This window comes from Streptomyces ferrugineus (genome assembly GCF_015160855.1).
Taxonomy (GTDB): Bacteria; Actinomycetota; Actinomycetes; order Streptomycetales; family Streptomycetaceae; genus Streptomyces; species Streptomyces ferrugineus.
In genome coordinates this window covers 8028955-8046414 of sequence record NZ_CP063373.1, presented here as the reverse complement: position 1 = coordinate 8046414, position 17460 = coordinate 8028955, and the positions used below count along the sequence as shown (strand labels likewise).

The 17460-nt window shown below is 71.7% G+C and carries 16 protein-coding genes; 14 read left to right on the top strand and 2 right to left on the bottom strand.

Annotated elements, in window-relative coordinates:
- The first annotated feature begins 83 nt into the window (after positions 1–83).
- Entirely contained in the window at positions 84–2339 is a 2256-nt protein-coding gene (locus tag IM697_RS35820; RefSeq protein ID WP_194040295.1) for a putative bifunctional diguanylate cyclase/phosphodiesterase, read from the top strand.
- A gap of 25 nt (positions 2340–2364) precedes the next feature.
- Here IM697_RS35820 and IM697_RS35815 read toward each other — a convergent pair whose 3' ends face one another.
- Positions 2365–2949: a TetR/AcrR family transcriptional regulator gene (locus tag IM697_RS35815; RefSeq protein WP_194040293.1), complete on the bottom strand. Its 585-nt coding sequence runs from the start codon at positions 2947–2949 to the stop codon at positions 2365–2367.
- Between the two features lie 87 nt (positions 2950–3036).
- Here IM697_RS35815 and IM697_RS35810 point away from each other — a divergent pair, with 87 nt between their 5' ends.
- The 5 genes from IM697_RS35810 (at position 3037) to gatB (ending at position 7101) form a co-directional block, all read left to right on the top strand.
- Complete coding sequence (locus IM697_RS35810; protein WP_194040291.1) at positions 3037–3408, top strand: DUF4267 domain-containing protein; 372 nt, start codon at positions 3037–3039, stop codon at positions 3406–3408.
- 130 nt (positions 3409–3538) lie between these two features.
- A complete protein-coding gene (gene gatC / locus IM697_RS35805; protein WP_095936815.1) occupies positions 3539–3835 on the top strand; it encodes an Asp-tRNA(Asn)/Glu-tRNA(Gln) amidotransferase subunit GatC in 297 nt (98 codons plus the stop codon).
- A gap of 6 nt (positions 3836–3841) precedes the next feature.
- Positions 3842–5335, top strand: a complete 1494-nt coding sequence (gene gatA / locus IM697_RS35800) for an Asp-tRNA(Asn)/Glu-tRNA(Gln) amidotransferase subunit GatA (RefSeq protein ID WP_194040289.1) — start codon at positions 3842–3844, stop codon at positions 5333–5335.
- Positions 5332–5571 (top strand): hypothetical protein, encoded by a 240-nt coding sequence (locus tag IM697_RS35795; protein WP_194040287.1) that lies wholly within the window; start codon positions 5332–5334, stop codon positions 5569–5571. Before gatA ends, IM697_RS35795 begins: the two co-directional genes overlap by 4 nt.
- A gap of 15 nt (positions 5572–5586) precedes the next feature.
- Positions 5587–7101, top strand: coding sequence for an Asp-tRNA(Asn)/Glu-tRNA(Gln) amidotransferase subunit GatB (gene gatB / locus IM697_RS35790; protein ID WP_194040284.1), 1515 nt, complete (start codon positions 5587–5589; stop codon positions 7099–7101).
- A 70-nt stretch (positions 7102–7171) separates the two neighbouring features.
- Here gatB and IM697_RS35785 read toward each other — a convergent pair whose 3' ends face one another.
- Positions 7172–7984, bottom strand: a complete 813-nt coding sequence (locus tag IM697_RS35785) for an SAM-dependent methyltransferase (RefSeq protein ID WP_194040282.1) — start codon at positions 7982–7984, stop codon at positions 7172–7174.
- A gap of 353 nt (positions 7985–8337) precedes the next feature.
- Here IM697_RS35785 and IM697_RS35780 point away from each other — a divergent pair, with 353 nt between their 5' ends.
- From IM697_RS35780 to IM697_RS35745, 8 genes are all read left to right on the top strand, one after another.
- Positions 8338–9750: an NF041680 family putative transposase gene (locus tag IM697_RS35780; RefSeq protein ID WP_322734582.1), complete on the top strand. Its 1413-nt coding sequence runs from the start codon at positions 8338–8340 to the stop codon at positions 9748–9750.
- An 8-nt stretch (positions 9751–9758) separates the two neighbouring features.
- The gene (locus IM697_RS35775) at positions 9759–10109 is read left to right on the top strand and encodes a hypothetical protein (protein ID WP_194040278.1); all 351 of its coding nucleotides are present in this window, start codon (positions 9759–9761) and stop codon (positions 10107–10109) included.
- A 237-nt stretch (positions 10110–10346) separates the two neighbouring features.
- Complete coding sequence (locus tag IM697_RS35770; RefSeq protein WP_194040276.1) at positions 10347–12575, top strand: MMPL family transporter; 2229 nt, start codon at positions 10347–10349, stop codon at positions 12573–12575.
- Positions 12553–13128, top strand: coding sequence for a GNAT family N-acetyltransferase (locus IM697_RS35765; protein WP_194040274.1), 576 nt, complete (start codon positions 12553–12555; stop codon positions 13126–13128). Before IM697_RS35770 ends, IM697_RS35765 begins: the two co-directional genes overlap by 23 nt.
- Positions 13129–13163: 35 nt before the next feature.
- The gene (locus IM697_RS35760; RefSeq protein WP_194040272.1) at positions 13164–13736 is read left to right on the top strand and encodes a hypothetical protein; all 573 of its coding nucleotides are present in this window, start codon (positions 13164–13166) and stop codon (positions 13734–13736) included.
- Positions 13737–13920: 184 nt separating this feature from the next.
- Entirely contained in the window at positions 13921–14109 is a 189-nt protein-coding gene (locus IM697_RS35755) for a hypothetical protein (protein WP_194040270.1), read from the top strand.
- A gap of 56 nt (positions 14110–14165) precedes the next feature.
- Complete coding sequence (locus IM697_RS35750) at positions 14166–17216, top strand: helix-turn-helix transcriptional regulator (RefSeq protein ID WP_194040268.1); 3051 nt, start codon at positions 14166–14168, stop codon at positions 17214–17216.
- A gap of 38 nt (positions 17217–17254) precedes the next feature.
- Positions 17255–17455, top strand: a complete 201-nt coding sequence (locus IM697_RS35745; protein ID WP_194040266.1) for a DUF6191 domain-containing protein — start codon at positions 17255–17257, stop codon at positions 17453–17455.
- Positions 17456–17460: the final 5 nt, after the last annotated feature.

The following is a 17460-nucleotide window of genomic DNA, read 5'->3' as shown; positions in this document are numbered from 1 at the left end:
CTTTCCAACGCGGTGCCGTTGAAGGTCGTTGTCGGGCATCGGGCCGCGTGGCGTGGGCACCGCCGGCTGTGAGAGGGACGGGAATGGAACCGACCGAGAGCGCCGCCCCGCACTCACGGCTGCGCCGGATGGCCGGTGCGTGGCGGGCATGGGCGGCGCGGACAGCGGCGCGTCCGGGTGCGGACGGCGGCGCCGGGCGCGCCACCGGACAGCGCACCGCGGTGGACGGCCGCACCACCGCGCCGCTCGGCGCGGACCGCGCCGCCGGGCTGCACCACTCCGACCACCACTCCGACCACGAACGGCACCTGTCCTGGCCCGCCCTGCCCGCGGCGGTCGTCGCGGCGGCCGGGTTCGTCCTCGGCGCCGGGTTCTACCGGGCGTTCACCGACAACCACGCCCTCTTCCCGGCCGGCACGGTCGGCTGGTCGCTGGCCGTGCTGACCGGCGTCATCGTCGGCCACCTGGTCGCGCTCGGCCGCGCCCGCTGGTGGGGCGGCACCGGCTCCGGCGCCGCCCTCACCCTCGCCGTGCTGATGCTGTACGGCTGGGTGCCCGCCGGCATGGTCAGCCTCACCGTCGTCGTCCTGGTCGGGGTCGCCCGCCGGGGCCGCTGGCGCCAGGGCGTGCTGCACGGCGCGGTGGACATCCTCGGTATCGCGGCGGGGGCCCTCGTGCTGGCCGCCTTCGGGCGGGTGCCGACCGTCGAGAGCCCCTGGAATCCGGACAGCTGGACCCTCTACACCGCCCCCGGCGTGGTGCTCGTCGCCGCCGCCTACCTCGCGGTCACCCGGGTCCTGCTGTGGTACCTGCACGCCCCGCGCGGCGGACTGCCCACCGTCGAGCGCACCGCCCTGGTCAGACACGGCCTGGTCGCGGTCGCCCTGCTCGGCATCGCGCCGCTGGTGTGCGTCGTCGCCATCGCCAAGCCCCTTCTGCTGCCGCTGTTCGCGATCCCCCTCATCGCGCTGGACTCCACCCTGTGGATAGCCCGGGCCCGGGCGGAGGAGCAGCTGCGCGATCCGCTGACCGGGCTGCCCAACCGGCAGTGGCTGCTGGAGCGCATCTGGACCGCGCTCGACGACGCCGAGCGCATCGGCGCCCGGTCCGCCCTGATGCTGATCGACCTCGACCGGTTCCGGTCGGTCAATGACACGCTCGGTCATCTGGCCGGTGACCGGCTGCTGTTGCAGATAGCGGACCGGCTGCGCCTGGCCCTGCCGCGCGGAGCGGAGGCCGCGCGGCTCGGCGGCGACGAGTTCGCCGTCTTACTGCCGGTCGCCGACTCCACGACGTCCGCGACCCGGGTCGCCCGCGGTCTGGTCACCGCCCTCAGCTCCCCACTCGACCTCGACGGCCTCACCCTGGTCCTGGAGGCCAGCGCGGGCGTCGCCGTCTTCCCCGACCACGCCCTGGACGCCGAGGGGCTGCTGCGGCGCGCGGACGTCGCGATGTACCAGGCGAAGCGGGACCGCACGGGCGTGGAGGTCTACGAGTCCAAGCGCGACTCGAACACCCCGGACCGGCTGGGCCTGCTGGGCGATCTGCGCCGCGCCCTCGACGCGCACGAGGTCGAGCTGCACTACCAGCCGAAGGTCCGCTTCGACGGACAGGTCTCGGGCCTCGAGGCCCTGGTCCGCTGGGTGCACCCGGAGCGCGGGAGGGTGCCGCCGGACGAGTTCATAGCGATCGCCGAGTCCTCGGGGCTGATGCCGCATCTGACGGAGTACGTGCTGGAGACGGCGCTCGGGCAGGTGGCCCAGTGGCGCTCCCAGGGGCTGTTCGTGCCGGTCGCGGTCAACGTCTCCCCGCGCGACGTCCACACCCCCGGCTTCGCGGGCTCCGTCGCCGCCCGGCTCGCCCGGCACGGCGTCCCGGCGGGGGCGCTCCAGCTGGAGATCACGGAACACGTCCTGCTGGAGGACCCGCAGCGTGCCGCGGACACGCTGGCCGGGCTGACCGGGCACGGCGTGAAGATGTCGCTGGACGACTTCGGCACGGGCTACTCCTCGCTGGTCCACCTCAGACGGCTGCCGGTGAGCGAGCTGAAGATCGACCGTTCGTTCGTGGCCCGGCTCGCGGTGGACACCGAGGACGCGGAGATCGTGCGCTGCACCGTGGATCTGGCGCATTCGCTGGGCCTGTTGGTGGTCGCCGAGGGCGTCGAGGACGACGAGACCTGGGAGCGGCTGCGGGACCTGGGCTGCGACGCCGTACAGGGATGGCTGGTGGCCGCCGCGATGCCGGCGGAGGAGACGACGGCGTGGCTGCGGGCGCGCGGGTCGCGGGGATGGCAGCGGCCGCGAGCGGCCCTGCCGGCCGCGGCGACCGACGAATGACCTGACCTCGAGGCGCTCGGCCCGGTCAGCCGGAGGCGGCCGTGAAGTGCCCGATCAGCAGCGCCAGCCGCTGTTCGTGCCCCCACTCCGGCAGCCGCCCGCTCCGCATCAGCGTCACCAGGCCGTGCAGGCCCGCCCAGTACGTCTCCGTCAGCAGACCCGGATCGTCGCCCTCGGCCGCGATGGGCAGGACCGCCTGCAGGATTTCGCCGAACGCCGCCTTCAGCGGCTCCGGAGCCTCCTCGGTGGCGAACGGGAGCGGCACGGCGAGCGTGAACATGGCGTCGTAGAGGGCGGGGCGCCGCCGCGCGAAGGCCGTGTACGCCTCGCCGACGGCCGCCAGCGCCGCCCGCTCGCCCGTCACCGCCGTACGGGCCGTGCGCAACTCGGCCGCCAGATCCGCGCAGCCCTGCACCGCGACCGCGGCCATGATCGCGTCCTTGCCCTTGAAGTGGCTGTAGAGGACCGGCTGGCTGTACTCGATCTCCGCCGCCAGCCGACGGGTCGTCACCGCGTCCCAGCCCTCCGACTCCGCGAGTTCCCTGGCCGCCGTGACGATCAGCCGCTCGCGTTCCGCTCGTTCGCGCTCCCTGCGCGTCTGGATCGACATACCAGGAATTCTAGCAGCGCTAGCGAAGCGGTCGATGCTCTGCTAGCTTCGCTCCTGTCCCTAGCGCTGCTAGCAAGGAGTGACGACATGACCGTGACCGCCTATGCCCTGGCCGTCGTACTCAACCTGTTCTGCCTGTTCCTCGGATACCAGTTCCTGTTCCGGCCCGCCTCCGCCGCCACCGGCTACGGCGTCCCCGCCCGGCCCGACGGTGACGCCGGCGCGTATCTCTCGATCAAGGGCCTGCGGGACGGCACCTTCGGCCTGGTGGGCCTGGCGCTGCTGCTCTTCGTCGGTGCCCGCGCCGAGGCCTGGTTCATGCTCGCCGTGGCGATCGTCCCGCTCTGCGACACCCTGATAGTGCTGCGGCACGGCGGCGCGAAGGCGGTGGCCTTCGGGATCCACTTCGCCACGGCGGTCGTCGTGCTCATCAGCGCCGGACTGCTGTTCGCCGTCTGACGCCCGTGTGCCGGCGGTGCCTCGCCCCGAGGCGCGGCGAAACCGTTTCACGGGCATCGGCCCCCGCCCCATAGGATTGGGACGACTAGCCCCAGCCCCAAACCACACACTCACCCCAGAGGATCGCTGCATGCCTGGCATTACGCGCGAGGAGGTCGCCCACCTCGCCCGGCTGGCGCGTCTGGAGCTGAAGCCCGAAGAGCTTGATCACTTCGCCGGCCAGCTGGACGACATCATCGGCGCGGTCGCCCGCGTCAGCGAGGTCGCCGACCAAGACGTACCGCCGACCTCGCACCCGCTCCCGCTGACGAACGTCATGCGCGTGGACGAGGTCCGTCCGTCGCTCACCCCCGAGCAGGCGCTCTCCGGCGCCCCGGCCCAGGAGCAGCAGCGTTTCAAGGTGCCGCAGATCCTGGGGGAGGACTAAGAAGCCATGACGGACATCATCAAGCTCACCGCCGCCGAGACCGCCGCGAAGATCGCCTCCGGCGAGCTGACGGCCGTCGAGGTCGCCGAGGCCCACCTGGCCCGCATCGAGGCCGTCGACGAGAAGGTGCACGCCTTCCTGCACGTCGACCGCGAGGGCGCCCTCGCCCAGGCCCGTGCCGTCGACGAGAAGCGGGCGAAGGGCGAGAAGCTCGGCCCGCTGGCCGGCGTCCCCCTCGCGCTGAAGGACATCTTCACCACCGAGGGCGTTCCGACGACCGTCGGTTCGAAGATCCTCGAGGGCTGGATCCCGCCGTACGACGCGACGCTCACCAAGCGGCTCAAGGCCGCCGACGTGGTCATCCTCGGCAAGACCAACATGGACGAGTTCGCCATGGGGTCCTCCACCGAGAACAGCGCCTACGGCCCGACCGGCAACCCCTGGGACCTCACCAAGATCCCCGGCGGTTCCGGCGGCGGTTCCTCCGCCGCGCTCGCCTCCTTCCAGGCGCCGCTGGCCATCGGTACCGACACCGGCGGCTCCATCCGCCAGCCGGCCGCCGTCACCGGCACGGTCGGCGTGAAGCCGACGTACGGCGCGGTGTCCCGCTTCGGCATGGTCGCCTTCTCCTCCTCCCTCGACCAGGGCGGGCCCTGCGCCCGTACGGTCCTGGACGCGGCCCTGCTGCACGAGGTCATCGCCGGGCACGACCCGCTGGACTCCACGTCCATCGACGCCCCGGTCCCGCCGGTCGTCGAGGCCGCTCGCAACGGCAGCGTCGCCGGCATGCGCGTCGGCGTCGTCAAGCAGTTCCGAGGCGAGGGCTACCAGGCCGGCGTCATCCAGCGCTTCGACGAGTCCGTGGCCCTCCTCAAGGAGCTGGGCGCCGAGATCGTCGAGCTGGACTGCCGGTCCTTCGACCTCGCGCTGTCGGCGTACTACCTGATCGCGCCCTCCGAGTGCTCCTCCAACCTCGCCCGCTTCGACGGCCTGCGCTACGGCCTGCGGACCGGCGACGACGGCACGCACTCTGCCGAGGAGGTCACCTCCCTCACCCGTGAGGCGGGCTTCGGCCCCGAGGTCAAGCGCCGCATCATGCTCGGCACGTACGCGCTCAGCTCCGGCTACTACGACGCGTACTACGGCAGCGCCCAGAAGGTCCGCACGCTCATCACGCGCGACTTCGAGAAGGCCTTCGAGCAGGTGGACGTCATCGTCTCGCCGACGACGCCGACCACCGCCTTCGCGATCGGCGAGCGCGCCGACGACCCGATGGCGATGTACCTCGCCGACCTGTGCACCATCCCGACCAACCTCGCGGGCAACGCGGCCATGTCGCTGCCGTGCGGTCTGGCGCCGGAGGACAACCTCCCGGTCGGCCTGCAGATCATCGCCCCGGCGATGCGGGACGACCGTCTGTACAAGGTCGGCGCGGCCGTCGAGGCGGCCTTCGTGGAAAAGTGGGGGCACCCGCTCCTGGAGGAGGCACCGTCGCTGTGAGCAAGCTGTCCAAGGCCAAGGACTTCAAGAAGTCCAAGTCCGGTACGTACCTGTCCATCGCCACCACGGCGTTCGGCGCCGTCGGCGTCGCCAAGCGGTTCAAGAAGGCCCGTGCCGAAAGCGACACGCTGGTCCTGATCGACGCCGCCGTGTCCGCCGCCGCCATCGTCACCGGCCTCGCCATCCTCTACCGCGAGCTGAAGCGGCTGGGCGACGACGACGTCCTGCTGGGCTGAGAGGGAAGTTTCACCGTGACCACCACGACCGACCTGGTGTCGTACGAGGACGCGCTGGCGTCGTACGACCCCGTCATGGGCCTCGAGGTCCATGTCGAACTCGGCACCAAGACCAAGATGTTCTGCGGCTGTTCGACCGCCCTCGGTCAGGACGCCAACACGCAGACCTGCCCCACCTGCCTCGGCCTGCCCGGCGCGCTCCCGGTCGTCAACGCGACCGGCGTCGAGTCCGCGATCAAGATCGGTCTCGCGCTGAACTGCGAGATCGCCGAGTGGTGCCGCTTCGCCCGGAAGAACTACTTCTATCCGGACATGCCGAAGAACTTCCAGACCTCCCAGTACGACGAGCCGATCGCCTTCAACGGCTATCTCGACGTCCAGCTGGAGGACGGCGAGACCTTCCGGGTGGAGATCGAGCGCGCCCACATGGAGGAGGACACCGGCAAGTCGACGCACGTCGGCGGCGCGACGGGCCGTATCCACGGCGCCCAGCACTCACTCCTGGACTACAACCGCGCCGGCATCCCGCTCATCGAGATCGTCACCAAGCCGATCGTCGGCGCGGGCGAGCGCGCTCCCGAGGTGGCGAAGGCGTACGTCCGTGAGCTGCGCGAGCTCATCAAGGCGCTCGGTGTGTCGGAAGCCCGCATGGAGATGGGCCAGATGCGCTGCGACGTGAACCTCTCGCTGATGCCCAAGGGCAGCGAGAAGTTCGGCACGCGCAGCGAGACCAAGAACGTCAACTCGCTGCGGTCCGTGGAGCGCGCGGCCCGCTACGAGATCCAGCGGCACGCCGCCGTACTGGGCGGCGGCGGGACGGTCATCCAGGAGACCCGCCACTTCCACGAGGACACCGGGTCCACGACCTCGGGCCGAGTGAAGGAGGAGGCCGAGGACTACCGGTACTTCCCTGAGCCGGACCTCGTCCCGGTCGCCCCGTCCCGCGAGTGGGTCGAGGAGATCCAGGCGGCCCTGCCCGAACTGCCGCTGGCCCGCCGTACCCGGCTGCTCGCGGAGTGGGGCATCTCGGCCACCGACATGCAGGCGATCCTCAACGCCGGCGCGCTGGAGCCGATCGTCGCCACGATCGACGCCGGTGCCGACGCGGCCTCCGCCCGCAAGTGGTGGATGGGCGAACTGGCGCGCAGCGCCAACGAGTCGGGCACGTCGCTGGACGAGCTGGCCATCACCCCGGCGCAGGTCGCGCGGGTCACCGAGCTGGTCTCGAAGGGCGATCTGAACGACAAGCTGGCCCGCCAGGTCATCGAGGGCGTCCTCGCGGGCGAAGGCACCCCGGACGAGGTCGTCGACAAGCGCGGTCTGAAGGTCGTCTCCGACGAGGGCGCCCTGACCACCGCCGTCGAGGAGGCCATCGCCGGCAACCCGGCCATCGCGGACAAGATCCGCGGCGGCAAGGTGGCCGCGGCCGGCGCTCTGGTCGGCGCGGTCATGAAGGCGACCCGGGGTCAGGCCGACGCGGCGCGCGTCAAGGAGCTGATCCTGGAGAAGCTGGGCGTCAGCGAGGGCTGAGCGCCGAGACCCGTACGGCCCCGGAGGCGCTGCCTCCGGGGCCGTTGCCGTGCTCAGGGGGTTCAGTAAGTCACTTGCGGCGTCCTACGAGCCGTACGAAGCCCAGCGCGCGCCCCTCGTCGAGCCGCACCATCTCGCCCACCCGGCGGGCCATCGTGCGATGGAACTCCTCCGGGCTCTCCTCGGCGATCACCTCGCACCACAGCAGCCAGTCCCGCCAGCCGTCCTCCAGCCAGTCGGCCGTCTCGACCTCGACGGCGCCGCTGCGAGTCCAGTGGCGCCGCCACCACTCGGCGGAGTGGAAGCACCAGAAGTCGGGCTCCCACCAGGGTTCGAGATGCTCCGGCGGTTCGAAGCCGGCCGGCTCCTCCCGCAGGGCGGGCACGACGACACCGATCCGCCCGCCGGGCTTCAGCAGCCGGGTCAGGGTGGGCAGATAGAGATCGTCCGTGCCGAAGTACTGGTACGCGTCGATGCTCACGATCGCGTCGAAGCCGCCCTCGGCGAACGGCAGGTCGTGCGCCTCGGCGTGCACCGGCAGCACCCGGTCGGCGAAGCCGGCCTCGGCGACGCGCCGGGCGTTGTCGTCGGGTTTGATCCACAGGTCGGCGGCGGTGACCTGGGCGTCGTACTCCCTGGCCAGGAAGACGGAGGTCATCGCCCGGCCGCAGCCCAGGTCGAGGACGCGGGCGCAGGGGCGCAGGGCGTCCAGGCCGAGGGCGGGGGACAGCCACTCCAGCAGCCAGAGGGCGTTCGGGCCCATCTGGTTCTCGATGACCCAGCGGGGGTCGTAGCTGTTGCTGCGCGGGTAGCGGGTGTGCGTCAGCCGCTTGGCGAGGTCCTCATCCGAGGGTTCCATCGTCGGCGGGGGGATGTCCGGCATCGGTGAGACGGCTCCTTGAGTCCGGGGAAGCGGAAAGGGATACGGAGGAGCTCGGTCGGACGCTCAAACAATGCACCTGCCCAGGTCGGCGGCGGTGTGCCGCACAGGGGTCGACCTTCGGAAGCTAGCAGCCGGCCGTTCGGTCCCGCACCCGGTTTCCCAGCGCGACGCGCTACGCTCGCCCGCCATGAGCTTGGTGTTTAACCTCGGCCGTTCACCTGACCCGCTGATCTTGGTTCGTTCCAGGGACAACAGGGCGGCCGTTCTTCACGCTTCGAGGTGTCGAGCAACGTCGCGTGAAGGAACGGCCGCTGGTGAAGAGTCTCGCCGCTGAACAGTCCGCTGACGCCGCGGTGGGCGTCCTGTCCCACTTTCGTGTCGAGTTCTACGACTGCCTCTACACCCGGGCGGATGCGCTCTTCGAGCTCACCGACGCGGTGCTGTGCTCGGACGGCCCGGTGACGTCGCTGGTCGAGTTGACGCTCACCGCCGAGCACCGGCGCGGGCACGGAGCGATGTACGACGCGGTCAACCACGGCTGGCTGGAACCGCGCCGCCTGCGCAGGCTGCTGGCCGCCACGCCGCTGCCACGCGCCGCCGACGGGCGGATCGTGCTCGCGGTGGACGTGAGCAACTGGCTGCGACCCGACGCCCCCACCAGCCCGGAGTTGCTGTTCTGCCACGTCTACGGGCGGGGCCGCAGCGCGGATCAGTTCATCCCCGGCTGGCCCTACTCCTTCGTCGCCGCCCTGGCGACGGGACGCACGTCATGGACGGCCGTGCTGGACGCGATCCGGCTGGGGCCGTGCGACGATGCCACCGCGGTGACCGCCGCCCAGCTGCGCGAGGTGGTCACCCGGCTGGTGCACGCCGGGCAGTGGCAGCCGGGCGACGCAGACATCCTCGTCGTGATGGACACCGGCTACGACGTCACCCGCCTCGCCTACGTCCTGGCCGACCTGCCCGTCGAACTGGTCGGCCGCCTACGCTCGGACCGCGTCATGCTCCGGGACGCCGGCCCACGCCGCTCCTCCCCGCGTGGCGGGCAGCCCCGCAAGCACGGCGGCGTCCTCACCTTCTCCAAGCCGGAGACCTGGCACACCCCCGACCAAGCCACGACCTGCGACACCACCCGCTACGGCACGGCCGAAGCCCTCGCCTGGGACCGGATGCACCCCCGATTGCAGGCCCGCGGCCCCTGGCTCGACCACTGCGGCGAACTCCCTCTGATCCACGGCACGTTGATCCGGCTGAAGGTCGAGCACCTACCTGGTGACCGCGACCCCAAGCCGGTATGGATGTGGTCCTCGCGCACCGGCATGACCGGCCAGGACGTCGACCTGCGCTGGCAGGCGTTCCTCCGCAGATTCGATCTTGAACATACCTTCCGGCTGTTCAAGCAGACCCTGGGCTGGACCGTCCCCAAGGTCCGCGATCCGCACACGGCCGACCTGTGGACCTGGCTGATCATCGCCGCCCACACCCAACTCCGCCTCGCCCGGCCCCTCGCCGAGGACCTCCGCCGCCCCTGGGAACGGCCCTCCGAGCCGCGCCGGCTCACCCCCGCCCGAGTCCGCCGAGGGTTCCGCCACCTCCGCGTGAAGACCGCCCGTCCCGCCGACGTGCCCAGACCCTCCAAGCCCGGACCCGGACGCCCACCCGGCTCGAAGAACCGCAGGCCAGCCCCACGTCACGAGCCTGGGAAGACCGTGAAACGAATCGAAACCCTCACCGAACACGTCCGCCTGAAACAGCAGCGAGGTTAATGATCAAGATGAGTGGACGCGGTGATTCCGAGATATCCGAGACGGGGGAGGAGCGGTCCGAGACGCCGGAGGACGTGGGCGACGAAGAGCTGGAAGAGGCCGAGGATCCGGCGCGGGTGGCGCGGCGGGCCCGCTGGTCGGCGGCCGTGACCGGGGCGCTCCTCGCCCTCGCCGGGCTGGCCGCGTCGGCGCTGCGGGCCACCGGATCCGCCCCGGCCCTCGTCCCGGCCGCCTATGCCTTCGGCGCGGCCGTCTGCGCGCTCGCCGCCTTCCTCGGTTCGCGGGGGCGCACCCGCCGGGCGCTGTGGCTGCTCGTCACCGGGGTGATGGTGATGGCACTGGGGGACAAGTTCGACTGAGAAGTTCCCGGTGCGGGCGGGCAATTCTGTGAGAGGTGCCACGTGCGACGACAGAGTGACCGTTACTGTCCTGTGATCTGGCTCCCACTCCTGTGAATAAAGCCACGAACGCGGCAAACGATCTCTCCCGCCTGTAAGAGTTTGCTTCACATCGCTCATGCGTTCTTTGCGGGCTGTTCACTTCATGAACGACTGATCCCGGTCAAAGATCCATAAATCGTCCCCGGGAGCACGTTCGTGGCAGCTCTTGCACGCTGGTGTGTCCAACGCCGCCTCGTCGCCGTATTGCTCTGGCTGCTCGCCTTCGGCGGGGTGAGCGCGGCCGCCGTCGTCACGGGCACCGCGTACTCGAACGACTACCACGTCCCCGGCACCGAGTCGGGCCGCGCCACCCAGCTCCTTCAGGAGGGCTTCCCCGGCCTCGGCGGCGACAGCGACACCGTTGTCTGGCACACCGGGTCCGGCACCGTCCACGCCGCCGACGTCGAGCAGACCATGACGCGCGCCCTGGACGAGATCGCCGAACTGCCCGGCGTCGCGGCCGTCGGCAGCCCGTACGACAAGCAGGGCGCCGCCCAGATCAGCGGGGACGGGCACACGGCGTACGCCACCGTCACCTTCGACGACCGCGCCGAGAACCTCGTCAGCGGCGAGGCGCAGGCCGTCGTGGACGCGGCCAAGGACGCCGAGACCGACGGGCTCCAGGTGGAGCTGGGCGGCAGCGCCGTCGCGCTCACCGAGTCCGCCGACGGGCATGTCGCCGAGATCGTCGGGGTGGCCGTCGCCGCGGTCGTCCTGTTCCTGGCCTTCGGCTCGCTCGCCGCGTCGCTGCTGCCCATCGCCACCGCGCTGGTCAGCGTCGGCACCGCGTACGCCGGGATCGTGCTCCTCGGGCACGCCATGACCGTCGCCGACTTCGCGCCCATGCTCGGCATGCTCATCGGGCTGGGTGTCGGCATCGACTACGCCCTGTTCATCGTCACCCGGCACCGGCGCGGGCTGAAACGCGGGCTGCCCGTCGCCGAGTCCATCACGAACGCCGTGGCGACCACCGGACGGGCCGTGGTGTTCGCGGGCGCGACGGTGTGCATAGCCCTGCTCGGGATGCTGATCCTGCAGCTCGGCTTCCTCAACGGCGTGGCGATAGCAGCCTCGCTGACCGTGGTCCTCACGGTCGCCGCCTCCGTGACCCTGCTGCCCGCCCTGCTGTCGTTCATCGGCATGCGCGCCCTCAGCCGCCGCGAGCGGCGCCGCCTCACCGAGCACGGCCCCGAGCCCGAGCTGCCGACCGGGTTCGCCGCCCGCTGGTCGGCGTTCGTCGAGCGCCACCCCAAGGCGCTCGGCGCCCTCGCCCTGGCCGTCATCACGCTCCTCGCACTGCCCACCCTCGGCCTGCGCCTGGGCACCTCCGACCAGGGCAACGGCCCGGAGACCTCCACCACCCGCCAGGCCTACGACCTCATAGCCGACGGCTTCGGCCCCGGCGTGAACGGCCCGCTCACCCTCGTCACCAAGGTCGACGGCGGCGACGACACGCTCGCCCTCGACAACCTCGACGCCACCCTGCGCGCCACTGAGGGCGTCGCGTCCGTGACCCCGGTGACGTACAACGCCGGCGGCGACACCGCGTACCTCACCGTCGTACCGGAGTCCTCGCCGCAGTCACGGCAGACCAGCGACCTCGTCGACCGGCTGCGCGACGACATCCTTCCGCGCGCCGAGACCGGCACGTCCCTCGACGTGCACGTCGGCGGCATGACGGCCGGCTACGACGACTTCGCCGAGGTGATCGTCGGCAAGCTGCCGCTGTTCGTCGGGGTCGTCATCGGCCTGGGCTGTCTGCTGCTCCTGCTCGCCTTCCGGTCCGTCGGCATACCGCTGAAGGCCGCCGCGATGAACGTGGCCGCCGTCGCCGCCGCCTTCGGTGTCGTCGTCGCGATCTTCCAGTGGGGCTGGGGCAGCGAGCTGCTGGGACTGGGCCGGGCGGGCCCGATCGAGCCGTTCCTCCCGGTCATCATGGTGTCCGTCCTCTTCGGCCTCTCCATGGACTACCAGGTCTTCCTGGTCAGCCGGATGTACGAGGAGTGGCTGGAGACCGGCGACAACCGGCGGGCCGTCCGGGTCGGCCTCGCCGAGACCAGCCGGGTGATCAACTCCGCCGCGGTCATCATGATCTCCGTCTTCCTCGCCTTCGTCCTCAGCGGCGACCGCGTGATCGCCATGTTCGGCATCGCCCTCGCCGCCGCCGTCGCCCTGGACGCCTTCGTCCTGCGCACCCTCCTCGTCCCCGCCCTGATGCATCTGCTCGGCGGCGCCAACTGGTGGCTGCCCCGCTGGCTCGACAAGCGCATGCCCCGCATCAGCATCGAGCCGCCCGAGTCCCGCGTCGCCCATGAGAGGCTCACCGACGTCGTGGCGGAACTTGAGAAGGAGCAGCAGGGCGATGTACGCGATACCGCTGGGTGACGACGGAGCCGAGCTCAGGCCCCTGGAACCGTGGCACGCCGAGGAGTTCCTGGCGCACCTGGAGCGGGGGCGGGAGTTCATCAACCAGTACGTCCCCTTCGGGTCGAAGGCCGTCGACCTGGACACCGCGCGCGAGACGCTCCAGCGGTACGCCGACATGCGCGCCGCCGACACCGGCTCCCTGCACGGCCTGTGGCTGGAGGGGAAGCTGGTCGGCGGGGTGCTCTTCCTGAACTTCGACGCCGAGAACGCCAACTGCGAGGTCGGCTGCTGGCTGGAGCCCGCCGGCACCGGGCGCGGGCTCGTCACGCGCGCGATGCGGGTGCTCATCGACTTCGCCGTGGAGCAGCGCGGTGTCCACCGGGTCGAGTGGATCGCCTCCGCCGGGAACACGCCCAGCCTGAACGTCGCCCGGCGCCTCGGCATGACCCGCGACGGCGTACGGCGTGAGAGCTACCCCTATCGTGGGGTGCGGCACGACCTCGAGATGTGGTCGATCCTGGCCCCCGAGTGGCGTGAAGCACGCGCGCGTGCCGCTCACGGGGATCATTAAGAGAGCTCTCAGACAGCGTCCGTACGGTGCGAGGCATGGGAACGAAGACAGTGGACGAGACCGGGTCCGAGACGGGCACCGAGGCCAAGACCGACGAGGAGAAGGTGGACGTCGGCAAGGCGACCGACACCACCGTCTCCGACGAGGTGACCGAGAACGACGAGGCCGCGGCCGGGGACGAGGTGACCGCCGAGGCCACGGAAGCCGGTCCCTCCGTCGTCGGCCAGGGCGCGGGCGCGGTCGTCTCCGCGGCGCTCGGTCTCGTCTCCCTGACCGGTGGCTGGATCGGTACGGTCGCCGCCGCGCGCGAGACCCTCATCGGCCAGCTGGAGACCGCGTCCAACGCGGGTGTCGCCCAGCAGATCAAGGAGGTCTACGGCGACGCCTGGCAGACCTCCGCGCTGTGGGCCGGCCTCTTCGCGCTGACCGCGCTGATCGTCGGCGTCGTGGTGCTCGCCCGCCCCGCGTTCGGGGCGCCCGGCAGCAGCCCGCAGCCCGCGTGGATCAAGTCGGTCGCCTGGGGCGGTGTCGCGCTCGGCGTCATCGGCCTGCTGCTCGCCGTCCTCAAGTACACCGACGCACTGCTCGGCCTGCCCTCGGCGGGCTGACTTACCGCAGGCGCTGAGGGGCCTTAGGGATTCCTGAGGCCCCTCACGCATGTCTAAGGCCCGGCGCCCCGCTGAAGATGCGGAACTCTCCCGATGTGGCGGACCCGCCTGGGAGAGGAAGGTTGAGGCATCGCGAAAAGCGAGCACAAAACCGCCTCTCACCAGGGAAAACGAGGGACCAGCCATGTACGACTACGCGTTTCACCACATCCGTTCCGCCGACCTGATCCGGCAGGCCGAACACGAGCGCCTGGTCCGCGAGGCCGTCCGAGTCCGCCGCGCGGCCCGCCGCGAACGCTCCGCCGAGGGCACGGAGGACGCGCCGGCGCAGAGGTCGCGCCTGCGCCGGAATCGGCATCCGCGTGCCGCATGAGGGCGGGGGACGGCAGCCCTCAGAAAACCGGTGCACGGCTGTCGACGCCGCGTGACATGCTCACCCCCGTGGAAAGCAGGTCCGTCAGCCCCGTGTTCGTCGGTCGCGCAGCCGAATTGGAGACACTGCACGACGCCCTCGCCGGAGCCGCCGCGGGCGAGCCGCAGGCGCTGGTGATCGGCGGTGAGGCAGGGGTCGGCAAGACCCGCCTCGTCGAGGAGTTCGCCGGCGCCGCCGCCCGCGAGGGCGCCGTCGTCGTGCTCGGCGGCTGCGTCGAGATCGGCGCCGACGGCCTGCCCTTCGCCCCGTTCTCCACCGCCCTGCGCGCCCTGCGCCGGGAACTGCCCGACGAACTGGCCGCCGCTGCCGCCGGCCAGGAGGAGGAACTGGCCCGGCTGCTGCCCGAGTTGGGCGAGACGGCTGCCGCCCGCGGCCCGGACCGCTCCGACGAGGAGGGCATGGCCCGCCTCTTCGAACTCACCGCCCGCCTCCTGGAGCGCGTCGCCGCCGGCCGCACGGTCGTCGTCGCCCTGGAGGACCTGCACTGGGCCGACGCCTCCACCCGCCACCTGCTCGCCTATCTCTTCCGCACCCTGCGCACCGGCCGCCTGGCCGTCCTCGCCACCTACCGCTCCGACGACATCCACCGCCGCCACCCGCTGCGCCCGCTCCTCGCCGAACTCGACCGGCTGCGCACCGTCCGCCGAATCGAACTCGGCCGTTTCAACCGCGCCGAGGTCGGCCGCCAGATCGCCGGCATCCTCGCCTGCGAACCCGACCCGGCCCAGGTCGACGCGATCTTCGAACGCTCCGACGGCAACGCCTTCTTCGTCGAGGAACTCGCCGTCGCCACCCACGAGGGCAGCTGCACCGGCCTCACCGACTCCCTGCGCGACCTGCTCCTGGTCCGCGTCGAGCGACTGCCCGAGAGCGCCCAGCGGGTCGCCAGGATCGTCGCCGAGGGCGGCTCCACCGTCGAGTACCGGCTGCTCGCCGCCGTCGCCCAGCTCGCCGAGGACGACCTCATCGAGGCGCTGCGGGCCGCCGTGAACGCCAACATCCTCAGCGCCGCGCCCTCCGGCGACGGCTACCGCTTCCGGCACTCCCTGGTCCGCGAGGCCGTCGGCGACGACCTGCTGCCCGGCGAGCGCTCCCGCCTCAACCGCCGCTACGCCGAGGCCCTGGAGGCCGACCCGACGCTCGTCCCGGCCGGCGAACGCGTCATGCGGCTGGCCAGCTACTGGTACCACGCCCACGACCCGGCCAAGGCCCTGCCCGCCGTCCTGGACGCCTCCGTCACCGCCCGCCGCAGGCACGCCCACGCCGAGCAACTGCGGCTGCTGGAACGTGCGATGGAACTGTGGGACTCCGCCCCCGAGGAGACCCGGGCCACGCTGCGCCCCGTCGACTACACCGAGGTCTATCCGCCCTGCGGCTGTGACCCCGCGACCACACCCCTGCGCTACCTCGACCTGATGGCCGAGGCCGCCGTCGCCGGACGGCTCTGCGGGGAACGCGAACGCGCCCTGAAGATCACCAAGCGGGCCCTGCACCTGCTGGAGGACGAGGGCGCACCCCTGCGCGCCGCCTGGTTCTGGGTCCAGCGCGCCCGTCTCGTCCAGGCACAGGCCCGCGGTGACGGCTGGAAGGAGCTGGGCACCGCACAGGACCTGGTCCGCGGTCTGCCGCCCTCCGAGGTGCACGCCGAGGTGCTGGCCGCCGCGGCCAACTGGTCGATGCTGCGCGCCCCCGGCCCCGACGCCATGTCGGCCGCCGAACGGGCCGTCGAGTACGCCCGCATGGTGGGCGCCGAGGACATCGAACTCAACGCCCGCCTCACCCTCGGCGTCCTCATGGTCGACGCCGGCCACATCGAGGCCGGACTCGACCAGATGTACGAGGTCAAGGACCAGGTACTGGCCCGGGGCCTCACGGCCGTGGTGGGCCGCAGCCATGTCAACCTCCCTTCCGTCCTCGAAGGCATCGGCCGCTCCGAGGACTCCGTCCGCATCCTGCGCGAGGGGCTGCGGCTCACCCAGGAGTGGGGCCTGCGCGACTCCGAGGCCTGGATCTGGGCGAACCTCGCCGAGTCACTGATCTCCCTGGGCCGCTGGGACGAGGCCGCCGAAGCCGCGCTGAACGCCCAGCGCACCGGCCAGTCCGTCAAGCCGCGCGGCGGCGCCTCCAACCGCCTCGCCCATCTCGCCCTGGCCCGCGGCGAGGTCGCCGAGGCCGCCCGCCACCTCGCCGCCGCCCGCGCCTCCTACGGCACCCACGACCCCATGCCGCAGAACAACCTGCCGATGTCCTACCTCGCCCTCGGCATAGCCGCCGCCGAGGGCCGCCTCCTCGACGCCCGGGCGGAGGCCGAGCGAGCCCTGAGCGCCGGCTTCCCGCCCGGCACCCAGCGCTACGCCTGGCCGCTTCTGCTGGCCGCCGCCGTCGCCGAGTCCGACGCCCGCGCCCAAGCCCTGCCCGCCGCCCGGGAGGGCCGCGCCGCCTTCCTGGAACGGCTCTTCGACACCGTCCGTCGGCTCACCACCGGCGCACCCCTGTGGCTGGCGTACGAGAAGTGGACCCGCGCCGAGCTCGACCGCGCTCAGGGCCGCGCCGCCCCCGACACCTGGTCGGACGTGGTCACCGCCTTCGAAGCCCTGGAGCGCCCCTATGACCTCGCCCAGGTCCGCCACCGCCTCGCCGAGGCCCTGCTCACGATCGGCGGCGACGACGAGCGCGCCCGCGCCACCGAACTGCTCCGCCTGACCCGGGCCACCGCCGTCCACCTCGGCGCCCGCCCACTCGCCGACGCCACGACCCAGCTCGCCCAGCGCGCCCGCCTCACCCTCACAACGGCCCCGCCCCCGGCCGACCCGGCCGACTCCCTCGGTCTCACCACCCGAGAACGCGACGTGCTGCGCCTGGTCTCCGACGGTCGCACCAACCGCCAGATCGCCGAGGAACTCTTCATCTCCCCGAAGACGGCCAGCGTCCATGTGTCGAACATCCTCGGGAAGCTCGGCGTCTCGGGGAGGGGCGAGGCGGCGGCGGTGGCGCATCGGCTGGGACTGTTTCCGGCCGAAATGCTCACGTCCGGGATGGAAGGCTGAGGTTTACGCTGTAAGGGACGTCGGTCCAGGGAGGCTCCGTGTTCAACGCGTTCGAGGAACTCTTCGCCCCCGGCCGCAAGCACACCCGCGACGAGCAGAACCGCCTGGAACTGACCCGCGAGGACGTCGGCGACAACGACCCCGGGCGCGGGCCGATAGATCTCGCGTCCGGGAAGGTCGTCGTCAGACCGCCCGAGGAGTCGGGTGAGGAGGGCGACGAGGACGACGGCAAGGGGTGAGGCCG

Excerpts from the sequence above, each read along its gene's own strand:
- IM697_RS35820 (WP_194040295.1), top strand. The coding sequence starts at position 84 with ATGGAACCGACCGAGAGCGCCGCCCCGCACTCACGGCTGCGCCGGATG.
- IM697_RS35785 (WP_194040282.1), bottom strand. The coding sequence starts at position 7,984 with ATGCCGGACATCCCCCCGCCGACGATGGAACCCTCGGATGAGGACCTC.
- IM697_RS35810 (WP_194040291.1), top strand. The coding sequence starts at position 3,037 with ATGACCGTGACCGCCTATGCCCTGGCCGTCGTACTCAACCTGTTCTGC.
- gatC (WP_095936815.1), top strand. The coding sequence starts at position 3,539 with ATGCCTGGCATTACGCGCGAGGAGGTCGCCCACCTCGCCCGGCTGGCG.
- IM697_RS35815 (WP_194040293.1), bottom strand. The coding sequence starts at position 2,949 with ATGTCGATCCAGACGCGCAGGGAGCGCGAACGAGCGGAACGCGAGCGG.
- gatA (WP_194040289.1), top strand. The coding sequence starts at position 3,842 with ATGACGGACATCATCAAGCTCACCGCCGCCGAGACCGCCGCGAAGATC.
- IM697_RS35765 (WP_194040274.1), top strand. The coding sequence starts at position 12,553 with ATGTACGCGATACCGCTGGGTGACGACGGAGCCGAGCTCAGGCCCCTG.
- IM697_RS35750 (WP_194040268.1), top strand. The coding sequence starts at position 14,166 with ATGCTCACCCCCGTGGAAAGCAGGTCCGTCAGCCCCGTGTTCGTCGGT.
- IM697_RS35760 (WP_194040272.1), top strand. The coding sequence starts at position 13,164 with ATGGGAACGAAGACAGTGGACGAGACCGGGTCCGAGACGGGCACCGAG.
- IM697_RS35755 (WP_194040270.1), top strand. The coding sequence starts at position 13,921 with ATGTACGACTACGCGTTTCACCACATCCGTTCCGCCGACCTGATCCGG.
- IM697_RS35775 (WP_194040278.1), top strand. The coding sequence starts at position 9,759 with ATGAGTGGACGCGGTGATTCCGAGATATCCGAGACGGGGGAGGAGCGG.